Annotated in this window: 12 protein-coding genes and 1 riboswitch; of the genes, 5 read left to right on the top strand and 7 right to left on the bottom strand. The window is 67.1% G+C overall.

The features are described 5' to 3' along the window. Positions 1–6: 6 nt before the first annotated feature. The 3 genes from AC5RTY_RS15365 to AC5RTY_RS15355 all read right to left on the bottom strand — a co-directional run bounded on the left by AC5RTY_RS15365 (position 7) and on the right by AC5RTY_RS15355 (position 4,757). A complete protein-coding gene (locus AC5RTY_RS15365) occupies positions 7–1,785 on the bottom strand; it encodes an HNH endonuclease signature motif containing protein (protein WP_494139871.1) in 1,779 nt (592 codons plus the stop codon). A gap of 161 nt (positions 1,786–1,946) precedes the next feature. Then, entirely contained in the window at positions 1,947–3,467 is a 1,521-nt protein-coding gene (locus tag AC5RTY_RS15360; protein WP_494139870.1) for an MDR family MFS transporter, read from the bottom strand. Positions 3,468–3,848: 381 nt separating this feature from the next. Further along, a complete protein-coding gene (locus AC5RTY_RS15355) occupies positions 3,849–4,757 on the bottom strand; it encodes a C40 family peptidase (protein ID WP_494139869.1) in 909 nt (302 codons plus the stop codon). Positions 4,758–4,760: 3 nt separating this feature from the next. After that, a riboswitch (cyclic di-AMP (ydaO/yuaA leader) is annotated at positions 4,761–4,925 on the bottom strand. Between the two features lie 249 nt (positions 4,926–5,174). Here AC5RTY_RS15355 and AC5RTY_RS15350 point away from each other — a divergent pair. Continuing rightward, the gene (locus AC5RTY_RS15350; RefSeq protein WP_494101705.1) at positions 5,175–6,107 is read left to right on the top strand and encodes a LysR substrate-binding domain-containing protein; all 933 of its coding nucleotides are present in this window, start codon (positions 5,175–5,177) and stop codon (positions 6,105–6,107) included. Between the two features lie 126 nt (positions 6,108–6,233). Here AC5RTY_RS15350 and AC5RTY_RS15345 read toward each other — a convergent pair whose 3' ends face one another. Further along, the gene (locus AC5RTY_RS15345) at positions 6,234–7,595 is read right to left on the bottom strand and encodes an MFS transporter (RefSeq protein WP_494001687.1); all 1,362 of its coding nucleotides are present in this window, start codon (positions 7,593–7,595) and stop codon (positions 6,234–6,236) included. Next, a complete protein-coding gene (locus tag AC5RTY_RS15340) occupies positions 7,592–8,662 on the bottom strand; it encodes an MBL fold metallo-hydrolase (protein ID WP_494023460.1) in 1,071 nt (356 codons plus the stop codon). The genes AC5RTY_RS15345 and AC5RTY_RS15340 overlap by 4 nt, the downstream gene beginning before the upstream one ends. Before the next feature lie 284 nt (positions 8,663–8,946). Here AC5RTY_RS15340 and AC5RTY_RS15335 point away from each other — a divergent pair, with 284 nt between their 5' ends. Then, on the top strand, positions 8,947–10,410 hold the full coding sequence (locus tag AC5RTY_RS15335; protein WP_494139868.1) for an aldehyde dehydrogenase family protein: 1,464 nt from the start codon (positions 8,947–8,949) through the stop codon (positions 10,408–10,410). A 4-nt stretch (positions 10,411–10,414) separates the two neighbouring features. Here the strand turns inward: AC5RTY_RS15335 and glsA are convergent, their stop codons facing one another. Further along, positions 10,415–12,229 (bottom strand): glutaminase A, encoded by a 1,815-nt coding sequence (gene glsA / locus AC5RTY_RS15330; RefSeq protein ID WP_494139867.1) that lies wholly within the window; start codon positions 12,227–12,229, stop codon positions 10,415–10,417. A 149-nt stretch (positions 12,230–12,378) separates the two neighbouring features. Between glsA and AC5RTY_RS15325 the strand changes: the two genes are divergently transcribed. The 3 genes from AC5RTY_RS15325 (at position 12,379) to AC5RTY_RS15315 (ending at position 14,368) form a co-directional block, all read left to right on the top strand. Continuing rightward, positions 12,379–13,173: a hypothetical protein gene (locus AC5RTY_RS15325; protein ID WP_494139866.1), complete on the top strand. Its 795-nt coding sequence runs from the start codon at positions 12,379–12,381 to the stop codon at positions 13,171–13,173. Positions 13,174–13,368: 195 nt separating this feature from the next. Then, entirely contained in the window at positions 13,369–13,806 is a 438-nt protein-coding gene (locus AC5RTY_RS15320) for a LapA family protein (protein WP_494001682.1), read from the top strand. Positions 13,807–13,819: 13 nt separating this feature from the next. After that, positions 13,820–14,368 carry a DUF488 domain-containing protein gene (locus tag AC5RTY_RS15315; RefSeq protein ID WP_494139865.1) on the top strand — a complete coding sequence of 183 codons (549 nt, stop codon included), beginning with the start codon at positions 13,820–13,822 and terminating at the stop codon, positions 14,366–14,368. 124 nt (positions 14,369–14,492) lie between these two features. On the opposite strand, the gene AC5RTY_RS15310 is transcribed toward AC5RTY_RS15315, so the two are convergent. Beyond that, positions 14,493–14,792: a hypothetical protein gene (locus tag AC5RTY_RS15310; RefSeq protein WP_493987708.1), complete on the bottom strand. Its 300-nt coding sequence runs from the start codon at positions 14,790–14,792 to the stop codon at positions 14,493–14,495. Positions 14,793–14,845: the final 53 nt, after the last annotated feature.

Below are 14,845 nucleotides of genomic sequence, written 5' to 3'. Positions count from 1 at the left end.
CCGCTTTCAGAACGGCGGCGTTTCAGGCTGAGCCGGCCAACCGTCAAATGGACTGGAACTTCTGCCGGGCGGCGCCGTGGCTCCCGTGGCGCTGTCCGTCCCGATATCGAGTTCCGACTGCATCGGGACCTTCGGCGGACCTAAGTGGCCGAACGGCGTCCTGCGGACCGTCGCGTCAGGGTCTAATGGGCCTCCGTCCGGGGGAGGGCTGCCGGACCGACAGGGTTCTGAACCTACTTCGGCCGGCTCCGGCAGGCGTTCGGGCAGCGGCGCGTCTTTCAACCACACGTGGTTTCGGAGCGGCCTTTCAGCCGGGTCGACGCTGAGCGGCGGTAGGAACCAAGGCACGCCCTTGCTCACGGTGACCCGCCAATCTCCCTGATGCAGCAAATGGTGGTGGTGCCCGCAGACCAAGACGCCATTGTCGACCGAGGTGGGACCACCCTTCTCAAACCACTGGATGTGATGCACTTCGGTCCAGGGCGAGGGCGCAGTACAGTCGGGGAAGGCACAACCTCCATCCCTGGCGATGATTGCCAGCCGCATGTACTTCGGAAACAACCGCTGGGACTGGCCGACATCCAGAACCGCACCCGTGCCGGAGAGGATCACCGGGATGATGTCGGCATCGCAAGCTATCCGCCGTATTGCCTTGGCGCTCAGCGGCCCGGAGAAGATGCTGGTTCCCGGACGTCCGAATTCGGAGGCCAAGTCCTTGTAGTCGATGGTGACCAGCAGCTGCGGCCGTCGACCGCCGGTGGCTGGTAGAAGATCCGTGGTGAGAGCGATTTTGCAGGCACCAATGAGGCCGTCGAGCTGCTTCTGCTGCCGGGTACGCCCGTCCTCTACCGTCGCATCCGCTCCGCTGTCTCGAGCATCCGTGTCCGGGGTGAAGACCTCGTCGTCGTTGTCGGAAGCGCCGTTCAATCGGGAGGCCGCATTTGGTGCGTCAACCGCGTCAAATCCTACTGCCCCGGCCGTGGCCGTCCCTTCCCTCAAACGAGGGTTGGTGGCGGTGTTGTAGACGGTTGCAAGAACTTCATTCTGTTCGTCGGTGGCGTTGATTTCGTAGCAGTGCAGGCCATTGCGCCGCCCGCGATAGAACAGGCCCTGGCGTGCTTTGAGCTCGGCTGGCCCGAGATCGGCGCCGGCTGGGTTGAGGCCGCCTTCCCAATGCCGGATCAGCAGCCTGAGCGAGTCGGTGTCGTAATCGGAGGCATGCTGAACCAGTGCCTCTTCCATCTTGCGGAGCTGCTCCGGCTCCGCGGTGCGACGCAGCCCATCGACAGCCCTTCGGATCAGAGTTGCGGCCTGACCGGAGACCATTCCATCATCCATTGCACGGGCGAGCACCGGCAGCCTGGGCGACACAACAGGCTTACCCGGGGGCGCTGGGCGGACTTCGGTGGCTTCCGCGAGTTGGAAGCGTCGTGCAGCCTCCTGCCGTGCAATGCCCAACTTCGCCCGCAGATAGTCTTCGTTCGATTTGTAGGCGCCGCGCATACGATGATTCGCTGCCTCGGGGTCATGCGGCTTGTCTGTTTCCCCAACGGCGGCGATGTTTTGCTCTTTGATGATGCCCGCCAGAATCAGCTGGGTTTGACCAACAATGTTGGCCAGCTCTTCAACCTGTGCCGCCGTCCGGGCCACCGACTTGGTACTGCGTCTCAGCCCGTCGTTCCGAAGGCGATTATTCAGTTCGCTGACCTCGGCGCGGATCCGGGCCAGCCGGACGGAATCATCCTGCCCTGCCCCCGTAGCTTCATCCAGCACCTCGATCGCCATAAATACAGCCTATGAAGCCCGCGAACAGGGTAGGAGAACCAAGGGTCGGCATGTGGATGAGCAAGCGCACGGGGCTGGCTGTGGAGAAGAAGTGGATGGGTGAACAGGCCCCGGCGGCGGCGGCGAAAGCCAAGCGTTCAAATTACGCCCGGGCCCCGTCGTCAGCGGGCGACCGGCGCGCCCTCCACTGAAGCCGGCTCGCCGGCGGGCTCCTCCACCGGTTTCCGAATGAAGAAAGCCGCCGCCACGGCCACGATGGAGATGAGGGCTCCGGCCAGGAAAGCCATCCGCACTCCGCCTGCCACCGCCGTCGTCGTTGCCGCACCTTCGGCGGAAAGAACGGCCGCCTGCATGGACATGACGGTGACGAACATGGCGGTGCCCGCTGCCCCGGCCACTTGCTGCACCGTGCCGATGACGGCGCTTCCGTGCGAGTACAGTTGCCGCCGCACCGACCCGAGACCAGCGGAAAACAGCGGCGTGAACAGCAGCGCCAGACCCACGCTGAGCACGATGTGCGCCGCCAGCAGCGTCAGCGCGGCGGTGTCCTCGCTGACCGTGGAGAAGAACCAGAGTACGGCGCTGACCACCGCCGTCCCCGGCACCAGCAGCACCCTCGGGCCGAACTTGTCATAGAGCCGGCCGACGGCCGGGGCCAGCAGGCCCATCAACAGCCCGCCCGGCAGCAGCATCAGCCCGATCTGCAGCGGCTCGAGCCCCAGGACCTGCTGCATATATATAGGGAGCAAAATGATGGTGCCGAACAGTGCGGCCATGCTGACAGCCATCAGCCCGACGGACACGGAGAAGTTGCCGGAGCGGAAGGTCCGCAGGTCCAGCAACGCCCTGTCCGAGCGCTGCAGCCGAACCTGACGGAGCAGGAATACCAGCAGCCCCACGCCGCCGGCCGCAAATGCAACCCACATGGCGGCACCCGTGCCCGGCCCCGCCGTCGTTGTTCCGTGCCCGGCGCCGACCTGGCTGAGGCCGTAGATCAGCCCGCCGAAGCCGATGGCGGAGAGCGCCACGGACGGCAGGTCCAGCGGCACCGGCCGGGGCTCGGTCACGTTCTGGATCCGCCGGTTGCCGACCGCCAGCATGGCCAGCGCGATCGGCAGCACCAGCCAGAACATCCAGCGCCAGGACAAGGTGTTGAGGATGATGCCGGAGATGGTCGGGCCGATGGCCGGCGCCACTGATATGACAATCGAGACGTTGCCCATCGTTTTGCCGCGGTCCTCGGCCGGCACCAGGTTCATCAGCGTGGTCATCAGCAGCGGCATCATGATCGCGGTGCCCGACGCCTGGACCACGCGGGCCACCAGCAGCACCTCGAACCCCGGAGCCAGCGCGGCCAGCAGCGTTCCCGCGGAGAACAGCGCCATCGAAGCGGTGAAAACCTGGCGCGTGGTGAAACGCTGCAAAAGGAATCCGGTCACCGGGATGACCACGGCCATGGTCAGCATGAACGCCGTGGTCAGCCACTGCGCCGCGCGGGCGCTGATGCCCAGGTCGTCCATCAGGTCGGTCAGCGCCACGGACATGATGGTCTCGTTCAGGATCACCACGAACGCAGACATCAACAGGATGCCAATCACGCGGCGGTTCCGGCGCGACTCATCAGCCGTCAGCCCGCTGCCGCGGGCGGGTCCGGGCCGTGCCGAGGCTCTGTTCGTCGACATATCTTTATTCACGGGAAGATCCTCGCGTGGAAATCGTGCTGTTGGGGGCGGCCGGAAACAGCCCAAGAAGGCCGGGCGCAGGCGGAGTAACAGCTTAACCTGCCCCCACTGACTCCTATTCCCGGCGGTCAACCTCGAATAAACAACGACGCCGGTGCTCGCCGCCGGGCGGCAACCGCCTCCTGCGGGGGAGGGGCGCGCGCCAATGGTTCCCCCACCGGTCCCCTTCAAGAGGACTCCGGCCGCGTCGTTTAAGTGGAGGGAAAGTCGCGCTTACGGGTTAAAAGAGGAGAAGCCCCGCCGGCGCAAGGCCGACGAGGCTTCCCTGTGATCCTGGACCGGCCGTTGGGGGATTAGCCGGTCCAGGAGTTTTAGGGGTGGTTACATCGTGTAGTAACCGGTAACGGGCATGGCGTTCACGTCGTGCACCATGGTGCCCTGACTCGGGTTCAGGGCGCTGATCATTTTGCCGCCGCCCAGGTAGATGCCCACGTGGCCGCCGCCGTTCTGCACCACCAGGTCGCCCGGCTGCGGGTTGCTGGTCGGGGTAAGGGCGCCGCCCTGGTGCTGGCTGAGGCGGGGGAGGTCAACGCCGGCCTGGGCGTAGACCCACTGGGTGAAGCCGGAGCAGTCCCAGCCGGCCGTGGAGGTGCCGCCCCAGACGTAGGGCGTGCCCTGGGCGGACAGGGCGATGTCCACGATGCTCTGGTTGCCACCGGTGGAGGCCGGCTTGATGTCGGCGCTGGCCAGCGAGACAGTCGCGGCGTCGGTCGACGCAGCCAGGGTCGTAGCGGCTCCGCCGCCGGCCTGCGCTGCCTGTCCGCCACCGGACTGTGCGGATCCGGTCAGCGCGATCTGGTCGCCCGGGTAGATGATGGAGTACGCGCCCAGGCCGTTGATGGCCAGCACGTCCTGCACATTCTTGCCGTACTGGGCGGCAATCGTGCCCACGGTGTCGCCCGCGACCACGGTGTGCGTGGTGGCACCGGTAGCGGCACCGGCGTCGGCGGCCGAGCTGGTAACGGAAGCGCGCTCCACCTCGAAGCCGGCGTTGGCCGGAGCGGCAACGGTGTCCGTTGCATTGGCAGCGCCGTAGGTCGGGACCGTGACATCGGCGGCGGCATTGGCCGGCAGGCCGGCACCCAGCATCAGGCCACCGGCGGCGGTGACGACGGCGGCGCCGCGGCCGACGGTTCCGGCGCGGGACGATACAGCCTGGGACAGACCGGCCACGGTGGTGTTGCGGACCGGGGTGGCACGGTGGCGTGCGCGATTGTTTTTGAGCAGCAAGAAGATACCTCTCCCAATGCCTGCGAGGTAAGCTGTCGGGTTCGGGTGGGAGTCACCCGGCCGTGCGGCAGTGCGGTAAGCACTCCGTACGACTTAACCCCAAGAGCCCCAAGAGGGGCCCGGAATGTGGGTCCCCCGCCTCTGCCAGATGTCTAGCGAACGAACTCGGAAAGGCTGGCAGAGCTAGGCAATACCCTCCGAGGACATCGGCGCATGATCGCCGACGTGCTGAAAACATTACATAACGGTTCGGTAACTGTCCAAGCCCTGAAATTTACCTGTGGATAACCTGAGAGCCATCTTGCGGTCAGGAGCGAGCAACCCCCAGGGGGCCGTTGCACGCGTCCGTCACGGTACAACGGGCGCAACAATCGGCCGATTAAGCAGTCGCTGCGGGCTAACTTGTACGCTGGCAGAGTGGTGGACTTCACGCTTAAACAGCTGCAGTACTTTGTGGCAGTCGCTGACCACGGCTCAATCTCGGCCGCCGCCGCCGCCAGCCACATCTCACAGGCGGCGATGTCCCAGGCGCTGACAGAGCTGGAGCGGATCGTCGGCGCGCAGCTGATGGTGCGGCACCGGTCCCGCGGAATCGCCCTGACCGGCGTCGGGCAGCAGTTCCTGCGCGACGTCCGGAGCCTGGTCCGGCACGCCGACGACGTGCAGAACAGCATCATCGAGCGCCAGCAGGGGTTGGTCGGCCCGCTGGCCATCGGCTGTTACAGCACCCTGTCCGCCTTCTGGGTTCCGGTGATCAGCGAACGGTTCATCAAGCCGCATCCGCGCCTCACCGTGACCATGGAGGAAGGCGAGGCCGCCGAGCTGCAGCACCGGATGCAAGAGGGCTATTTGGATGCGGTGCTGACCCATACGCGGCACCTCTTGCCCGGCGTGCAGGCCCGCACCGTCAAGGAAGGCCGGCCCTACGTCCTGCTTGCTGCAAGCCACCCGCTGGCTTCGCGCAAAAGCGTCCGGCTCGCCGAGCTGGCCGAAGAAGACTTCGTCTCGCTGGACATCCCCACCGTGCGAGATAACCAGTTGGTCAATCTGCGGCTGTCCGGGCTGGATCCGAAGATCGCCTGGCGATCGTCAAGTTTTGAGGCGGTGCGGGGCATGGTGGCGCGCGGCCTCGGCTACACCGTGCTGGTGCAGCGGCCGCCGGGCAATTACAGCTACGACGGGCTTCCCCTGGCCACGGTGGAAATCGACGGGCCGGTCGGTCACAGCGATGTCTGTGTGGCCTACGCCAGCGTCACCCGGCCCAGCCTCAGGCTGCGGGCATTCCTGGACTTCTGCGCAGAGGTTGGCGGCGCTGCGGCGAGCGGATGGGATGAGCACACGACGGCGTGATCCACCCTGAAGGCGCTGCGGCGAGCGGCTGGGATGAGCACACGACGGCGTGATCCCGCTTAACCGCGACGGCGGCCGCTGCCTCGGGCAACGGCCGCCGCATGCCGGTACGGCATGCTGGAGGAACTACATGTTCTCCGCGGTCAGGTCCTGGTCCTTTCCTTCCTTGATAGCCAGGATGCACAGCCCTGCGAGGACGAACGCGCCGGCCCAGACCGTCGCCACCAGCCACAGCTCGCCGCCGGCCGCCAGCACCAGCCCGCTGGCGATCATGGGGGTAAAACCTGCGCCCAGCGTCGAGGAGAGCTGGTAGACCAGCGAGGCGCCGGTGTAGCGCATCCGGGTCGGGAACAGCTCGGCGGTAAACGCCCCGAACGGTCCGAAGATCGTGCCCTGGATGACGCCGTTGGCCAGGAACAGCCCGATCGCGAACAGCCACAGCGTCCCGAGCTCCAGCATCCACATGATGGGGAAGGCCAGCACCGCGCCGGCGGTGATGCCGATCAGCATCACGGGCCGGCGGCCGAGCTTGTCGCTGTGCCGGGCCGCAAACCAGATGGCGACGACGGTCAGCGCCGCGCCCAACGCTTTGACGTTGAGGACGCTCGTCCGGTCCAGGCCGACCTCGTCCACCACATAGGAGATGGCCCAGACGGTCATCAGGCCTTGGACGGTGTAGGAGCTCATCCCCACCAGCGTGCCCATGATCACGTTCTTCGGGTACTTCGTCAGCACCTCGAGAATCGGGATCTTTTTCTCCTCGGCCTTGTCCTCCAGCGCAAGGAACAGCGGGGACTCGGCGACCTTGAGGCGAACGATCAGGCCAATGCCCACCAGGACGATGCTGATCAGGAACGGCAGCCGCCAGCCCCAGGTCAGGAACTGCTCGTCCGGCAGCACGGACACGGCCGAAACCGCCAGGGTGGCCAACACCGCACCGGCGGGACCTCCCATGTTGGCGAAACTGGCCGCGAACCCGCGGCGTTCCTTCGGTGCGTGTTCCAGGCCCATCAGCATGGCACCGCCCCACTCGCCCCCGACGGCCAAGCCTTGGACGATGCGCAGGACGATCAGCGCCAACGGAGCGGCCATGCCTATCTGCGCCGTGGTCGGCAGCAGGCCGATCAGGGTAGTCGCCACGCCCATGAGCACCATGGAGGTGATCAGCACGCCCTTGCGCCCCAGCCGGTCACCGAAGTGGCCGAAGATGATCCCGCCGAGCGGCCGGGCGATGTAGCCGACCGCCAGCGTGGCGAAGGAGGCGAAGATCCCCACCGCGGGGTCCAGGTTCACGAAGAACACCGTGTTGAAAACCAGCGCCGCCGCGGTGGCGTAGAGGATGAAATCGTAGAATTCGATGGCACTGCCCAGGAAGCTGGACGCCAGGATGCGCCGCATCTCCGGGGTGTTGAGGCTGGGGACCTTCAGGTCCCCGGGCTGCCTGTCGTTCGCCGCAGGGGCCGACGCCGTCGTCGTGTTATTGCTCATGGTGCAACCGCCATTTCGTCATGATCGGCGACTCCGGTGGATTCCGGGTCGCTGGAAGAGAAGGAGATAACGTCCAGATCGTCGGGGATCAGGAACGTGCCGCTGAAGTCCTTGCCGTGTGCCTGCCAGACTGCGTCCGGCGTGGTTCCCGGCACCAGGTGGTGCAGAGCCAAGGTGCGGGCGCCGGCCTGCCGCGCGATCGCGATGGCGTCCTGCGGCGAGGTGTGGGACCTGCGGTGGTGGTCCATTGAGGCCCGGGCTTCGTCGGAATCGATGCTGCCGTACGCCCGCTGCACCCAGTCGAAGTCGATGGCCTCGTGCAGGAGCAGGTCGGTGCCGCGCGCCAGCCGCACCAGGTTCTGGCAGGGGGCGGTGTCGCCGGAGATCGTGACCGACCCTTCGGCCGTGTCGAACCGGAAGGCGAAGGCGGGTGCCACGGGCGGGTGCTCCACCAGGGTGGCTGTCACGGTGACCAGTTCATCGCGGTAGATCTCGAACGGCTCCATGCCGGCCGGCGTCGGGTTCTGGTTCGGGTGGTAGCCGACGGCGTCCGGGACCGCGATGTCTTCGGCCACGAAATAGTCCAGCGGCGAGGGGCGCAGGGCGTCGATGACCCGGTCGTTGAGGTCGGTGGCGTAGGCCTGCATCAGGTGGTGGAACATGTCCCGAGTGCCCGGCGTCGGCAATTGCGGGAAAACGGGCGACGGCGGAACCGTGGCGCGGGGTGAAGCCGGCGGCAATTCTCCCCGGTCGCCGGGTCCCAGGATGCGGATGCTCCGCTGTCCGGGCGTGAGTGTGAACAGCCCGAAGATGGCCAGCCCGGCCAGATCGATCGTGTGGTCGGAATGCAGGTGGGTCAGGAAAATCCCGCGCAACGACGAAACCTGCAGGCCCGCTTTCATCAGCTGGCGTCCGACTCCGTTGCCGGCGTCCACCAGATAGACGGCATCGCCGACGACGACGGCGGTGGCGATGCCGGTCCGGCGGCCTGCATTCTCGCCGGTCCACCAGCGGGGACCGCCGGCGGTGCCCAGCGTGACGACGTGCGGCTTGAGGGAATGGGTCATCGGTCGAGCTCCTCGGTGTTTTTCCGCCTGTGGTGCCGGCGGAACCTGAATCCCATGATGCGGCTCACAATCACTTTCGTAAAACGGTAATAACCGACCTACTTAAACGGTTTCACTTATAACAAGGCCGACCCGTCGGCTGCCGGCGATCCCCATCCGCGTCCGTGCCATTGTCCGGGCACGGCGGCGGGAGTAGGCTCCGCCTTATCCGGGCCGCGGGGACGGCCGGCGCTTCGGCTGTGGTCGGCGGCGTGGCCCAGCCACTTCGGAAAGGAATGAGCGCCATGCCCATCACGCGTGAGTTGATCATCAACGGCGAGCACGTCCCGGCAGCCTCCGGCAAGACCACCGAGGACATCGGCCCCTACACGGGCGAACCCTTCGCGACCGTCGCTGCCGCCGGGCCGGAAGATGTCACGCGAGCGGTCGACGCGGCGTCGGCGGCCTTCGACGGTTGGGCCGCTACGCCTCCCACCCAGCGGGCAAAGATTTTCCTGAAGGCTGCGGATTTGTTCGAAGAACGGATGCAGCAGGGCATCGAGCTGATGGCCGGCGAGGTGGGCGGCGTGGCGGTCTGGGCCGGGTTCAACGTCCAGTTGGCCGCCAACATCCTGCGCTCGGCCGCCGCGGCCACCACCGCGCCGCGCGGCGACGTGCTGGCCACCGATCTGCCCGGCAAATTCTCGTTCTCCGTCCGGCAGCCCTACGGGGTGGTGGCGGCGCTGTCTCCGTGGAACGCGCCCTTCATCCTGGGCATGCGGGCCATGGCCATCCCAATGGCCGTGGGAAACACCGTGGTGCTCAAGCCCAGCGAGGACGCGCCGCTTTCCTGTGGCCTGTTCCTCGCGGACGCGTTGCTGGATGCGGGCCTGCCCGCCGGCGTGCTGAACGTCATCACCAACGACCGGGCGGACGCGAACGAGGTGGTGAGCACCCTGATCTCCGACCCCCGCGTGCGCAACGTGAACTTCACCGGTTCCACCAAGGTGGGACGCATCGTCGGCACGCTGGCGGCGCAGAACCTGAAGCCTGCGGTGCTTGAGCTCGGCGGCAAGAACTCCCTGGTGGTGCTCAAGGACGCCGACGTCGACTACGCCGTGCAGGCGGCGACCTTCGGCTCGTTCATGAACGCCGGGCAGATCTGCATGTCCGTGGATCGCGTGATCGTGGACCGGAGCATTTCCGAGGAGTTCTCGAGCCGCTTCGCGGAGAAGGTCGCCACGCTGCCCACCGGGGACCCGATGAAGCAGGACACGGTGATTGGCCCGCAGGTCACGCAGGCCGCGGCGGACCGGCAGTATGCATTGATCGACGACGCCGTGTCCAAGGGCGCGACGGTGCTGGCCGGCGGCGGGAAGGCTGCCCAGGCCGTGGTGCCCGCGACGGTGCTCTCCGGGATCACCGAGGAGATGCGGATCTACGACGAGGAGATCTTCGGTTCGGCGACCACAGTGATGGAGGTGGACGGCCCGGAACAGGCGGTGAAGCTGGCGAACGACACGCACTACGGCCTGACCTCCGGTGTTATCACGGAGAACCTGGCCGAGGGCATCGAGGTCGCGCAGCGGCTCAAGACCGGCATCGGCCACGTCAACGACCAGCCGGTGCTGGATGAACCGATGGCACCGTTCGGCGGCATCCAGGAGTCGGGCTACGGCAAGTTCGGCGGGCAGGCCGGCATCAATTCGTTCACCGAGGAGCGCTGGATCACCATCCAGCAGAACGGGCACGCGCAGTACCCGTTCTAAGCCGTCAGTCGCGGATGCGGACGGCCGTTTCGCGCATGTAGCGGTCCACGTGCGCGTACGCGTCGCGGGTCAGGGCTTTCCAGAGTTCGACGGCGAGGCGCGGGTTTTCGCTCTCCAGCCGGCTCATGGTTTCGGCCGGGAGGAGCTTGACCCGAACGGGGCCATCGGCGCGCACGGTGGTTTCCTGCCGGTCCGCGCTGCCCAGCGCCATTTCGCCGAACGTCATGCCTGCGCTGAGGGTGGTGAGTTTGACCCTGATGTTCTCCGGCCCGGTGGAGGTGGTGGTGACGCGGCCGGACAGGATGAAATAGACGCCGGCGAAGCGCTGGCCAACCCGGCGGATGAGCTCGCCGTCGTCATAGCTGCGCTCTTCCATCAGCTCCGCGAGCGCGGCGGAGTCCTCCCGGTCGAGCGGGCTGAGCGCAGGGGAGTCGGCCACATCCACAGTGGCGGGCATGCAGAGCTGATCGCCGTAGCCGGCGATCAGCCGGTTTTCGGCGAATTCGACGGCGGTGCTGCGGGTGGCGAACGACGGCACCGGCCGCCCGGATTCCTCGAACCGCTGCGCCAGGGCGCCCTCGCCGTCGATCATCACCAGTTCGCGCCCGGCGTCCGCGAGCGAGGCGCGAAGCTGCTCCAGCATGTCCAGGGCGACCGGGGCGGTTTCGTCCACCCGGCGCATGTCCAGGATGACGAGTTCCACCGAATCGTCCAGGTCGCTGACCTCGCGCACCATGGATTCCGTGCCGGCGAACAGCAGGTCGCCGTTCAGCTCGATGACGCGGGCGCGGTGCCCGTTGGCGCGCAGCACCTCGGCGGCCTCGTCGTTGCGGCGGATCCCTGACGGGGCGTCGGTGATGTCGTAGCTGGCGCGGATGGCGTTGCGGCCGGTGCGCGCGGCCCGGACGAAGTGCAGCCCCATGTCGTGCGAGATCCGCCGGCTGGCCGCCACGCCGCGCACGCTGCTGCCGTGGTCGTCCAGCGGCGGCGAATAAACGGCCAGGCCCAACTGGCCCGGCAGCACCGCGAGCAAGCCGCCGCCGACCCCGGACTTTGCCGGCATGCCCACGTCCGAGAGCCAGGCACCGGCGTCGTCGTACATGCCGCAGGTAGCCATCACGGAGAGGACCCGTTCCTCCACCTCCAAATCCAGCACCTGTTTTCCGGTGAGCGGGTTGGTGCCGCCGTTGGCCAGGGTGGCCGCCATGACCGAGAGATCGCGGCAGGTGACGAGCACCGAGCATTGCCGGAAGTAGTCCTCGGCCACCGGGTCCGGATCCTGCTCGATGATCTCGAAGGAGCGCAGCAGATGGGCCAGCGCCCGGTTGCGGTAGCCGTGCCGCGCCTCCGACTGGAACGTGCGTTCGCTGACCGACAGTTCGCGGCCGGCGAAGGCGGAATAGTGCTCGAGGATGCGGCGGAAACCGGTCTTGCCGCCGCTGCCCTTGATCAGGGAGGTGGCGGTCAGTGCCCCGGCATTGATCATCGCGTTGGCCGGGCGGCCGGTGCCCGGAGCCAGGGAGATCTCGTTGAAGGCGTTGCCCGACGGCTCTACGTCCACCTTCTGGTCCACGGCGTCGAGGCCGAGGTCGGAGAGCGCGAGCCCGTACGTGAAGGGCTTGGATATGGACTGGATGGTGAACTCTTCGTTCGAATCGCCGACCTCGTACACATAGCCGTCCACGGTGGCCAGGCAGATGGCGAACTTGTCCGGGTCCGCCCCGGCCATCGCGGGAATCCCGCCGTACGGCTTGCCGTCCTTGAGGCCGGCGAGCTCGGCGTGCAGGGCGCGGAGATAGCTCTGGATAGGGGAGTCCATGATGCCAGCCTATGGGGTGGCAGGAACGTACAACCAACGGGGCGGGTCCAGGGCCCGGCCCCACGGGCCATGCCCGGCGAGCGGGCCGCCGAGATGCCGATCATGCCGGAAAGCCGGGCTGCCGGGGCCCGCCGGGTTAGATTGGCGGTATGACCGATCCCGGGCCGGTGCCGGCCGCCGACAACCCGCTGTTCGACTTGCTGGGCGCCGGTGATCGCGCGGGGGTCCTTGGCTACGCGGCAGCCATGCCGGACAGCGAAAAGCGGCGCCAGAAGTCGACGGTCCGGAGGTTCCGGACGGTGGTCTCGGCAGAGCCGACCGGCGAGCGCTCGCCGGACGGGTGGTGGCAGGGCCCGCTGAAGCCCGACCATTGGGCCGCCGCGGACATTGCCCACATGGCCTGCAGCGGCGCCGAGCGGTCCGCCGACCTGTCCTACACCGACTTCAAAGTTGCGCGCGACGTGCCGCCGGTGTTGTTTCCGGGCCACCTTGACCTGTTCGTCGAGGCATGGGCTGCCCGCTATCTGCGCAATCCCAAAGGCTGGGACCGCAACCGCGGTATTGACGCGATGTTCGACTGGGTCCGCGACGGCCTCGTGCCGGCCCCGGCGCACCGAGGTGCGATGCTCCTGCTGTTGAGCCAGACGCAGGTTGAAGCCATCGACTTTCTCAAGTTCCTGCGGGCGCGGCCGGGATTAATCGACGTGACGCTCAAGGAACTGTTCCACGTACCGGGAATCAAAGGTGCCAGCGCCATGCAGTTCGATGAGGGCAATCCCTGGGAGAACCGCAAGCTGGCGGTTCTGCTGCCGCAGTTGGTGAAGCTGGGCTACTGGGACGCCGAGTGGGTCCGGCAGGGGATTGAACGCGTCCTGGTGAGCGACGAATGGCCGGACTACCAGAAGCGCTTTTTCAAGTTGTTGCGCAGCAACCTCGCGGAGTAGCAAGGGCCGGCAACGGACCTTGAATGGGCGGCCGTGCGGCAGGCCGTCCCCTGATGACTGGAAGTTGCCAGGTGGGCAGATCGAAGTGCACGAAGTCGTGGCGCACGACGTGTTTGCGGTTTGACGCCGGTGTTGCTGCGCTGATGCATCGTCTACGCTGAGGGAAAAGGCGCCGCGGCGAAAGGCAGGACAGCAATGACTTCCAATCCGCAGGGCACGGGACGGGACGGAGCCGAAGCCGGGGGTACCCACACCGGCCGATCGGGAGCGGGGCCGTCCGGTGGCTCCGGGCAGGGCAAATCCGGCGATCTTGGGCCCAAAACCGGCGGGACAGGCCGGGACGCGCTTGACGGGCGCGAGGCGAGGCAACAAGGCACCCGGCTGGGGATGATCTGGACGTCGGTGGTCGTTGCACTGCTCCTGCTGGTGCTGCTGATTGTGTTCATCGCGCAGAACCAGGACCAGGTCCTGCTGCGCTATTTCGGCTTCGAGGGGCAAGTCGCACTGGGGCTGGCGCTGTTCGTGGCGTCGGTCGCCGGGGGAATCTTCGTCGCCGCCGCCGGGGCAGCCCGCATCATCCAGCTGCGCTACCGCACCCGCGTGAGCCGCAAGAACGGTTCGGCCCCGCGTTAATTCGGATTCGCAGATGGCACAGGACGTACATCGCCGGCTGTTCACGGTCGGTCACGGCACCAGCACGCCCGAAGAGCTGGCCGAACTGCTCCACGGCGCCGGCGTGCAAAAGGTCGTCGATGTCCGCCGGTTCCCGGGCAGCCGCAAGCATCCGGACATGGGTCGCGACGCGCTCGCCGAATGGCTTCCGATCGCGGGCCTCGGCTACCGCTGGGAAGAAGACTTGGGCGGCCGACGGCGGATTCCCGCCGGCGAGCCGGAGCCGGACAGTTGGTGGCAAGTCGCTGCGTTCCGGGCCTATGCCGCCTACACCCGCACCCCGGAATTCGCCAAGGGACTGGGACGCCTGCTGACCGACGTCGAGGCCGCCGACGTGGCGATCATGTGCAGCGAGAGCGTGTGGTGGCGCTGCCACCGCCGGATCATCTCGGACGTCCTGGTGCTGCTGCACGCCTTCGAGGTCGTGCACCTGCTGCCCGGCGGCAAGAAATCATTACACGAGCCGGCGGCGGGTGCGCGAACCGAAGCCGGCCGGTTGTACTGGGACCTGCCGGCGGCATAACGCCGGGCGATACCCCACCGTTCGGGAACCGAGCGCAGTCGTACGCAATCAATCAAGCACGGCGCCGGGGAACCGAGCCGCGGCTCCGGAAATCAACCCTTGGTGGCCCGCGCGCCGGTGGCGGTCAGCGCTTGCGGCCGAAGACCAGCGAAGCCAGCGCCGTCGCCGCCGTCACCGTATACACCGCCGGCCAGGCGCCGATCTTCTTGGCCAGCGGATGGGACACGCCAAAGGCCGCCAGATAGCCACCGGTCAGTGCCGCCGCCCGCCCGGTGCCGGCGTTGCGCTGCCACATCGCGAAGGCTCCGGCCCCCGCGGCGGCCAGCACGGCGCCGGCCAGCGGGCGGTTCTTGGTCGCCTGGCCGGTCTTGAAACCGCCGAGCAGACCGGTGCTGGTGAGCAGGGTGGGGAGGACGGAACTCATGGGCATCTCCTTGAACGTCGGGACTTCCAGACTATCCCCGCCCACTCGCCGGC

The sequence above is a fragment of the Arthrobacter sp. Y3224055 genome, from assembly GCF_059090825.1.
Note: the sequence above shows the minus strand (reverse complement) of the source record. Positions and strands in the feature narration are given on the sequence as shown.

What these genes read in the sequence shown, in the direction of transcription:
- AC5RTY_RS15365 (WP_494139871.1), bottom strand. Translation starts at nt 1,785, where the DNA reads ATGGCGATCGAGGTGCTGGATGAAGCTACGGGGGCAGGGCAGGATGAT.
- AC5RTY_RS15310 (WP_493987708.1), bottom strand. Translation starts at nt 14,792, where the DNA reads ATGAGTTCCGTCCTCCCCACCCTGCTCACCAGCACCGGTCTGCTCGGC.
- glsA (WP_494139867.1), bottom strand. Translation starts at nt 12,229, where the DNA reads ATGGACTCCCCTATCCAGAGCTATCTCCGCGCCCTGCACGCCGAGCTC.
- AC5RTY_RS15340 (WP_494023460.1), bottom strand. Translation starts at nt 8,662, where the DNA reads ATGACCCATTCCCTCAAGCCGCACGTCGTCACGCTGGGCACCGCCGGC.
- AC5RTY_RS15315 (WP_494139865.1), top strand. Translation starts at nt 13,820, where the DNA reads ATGGCACAGGACGTACATCGCCGGCTGTTCACGGTCGGTCACGGCACC.
- AC5RTY_RS15360 (WP_494139870.1), bottom strand. Translation starts at nt 3,467, where the DNA reads ATGTCGACGAACAGAGCCTCGGCACGGCCCGGACCCGCCCGCGGCAGC.
- AC5RTY_RS15335 (WP_494139868.1), top strand. Translation starts at nt 8,947, where the DNA reads ATGCCCATCACGCGTGAGTTGATCATCAACGGCGAGCACGTCCCGGCA.
- AC5RTY_RS15325 (WP_494139866.1), top strand. Translation starts at nt 12,379, where the DNA reads ATGACCGATCCCGGGCCGGTGCCGGCCGCCGACAACCCGCTGTTCGAC.
- AC5RTY_RS15345 (WP_494001687.1), bottom strand. Translation starts at nt 7,595, where the DNA reads ATGAGCAATAACACGACGACGGCGTCGGCCCCTGCGGCGAACGACAGG.
- AC5RTY_RS15320 (WP_494001682.1), top strand. Translation starts at nt 13,369, where the DNA reads ATGACTTCCAATCCGCAGGGCACGGGACGGGACGGAGCCGAAGCCGGG.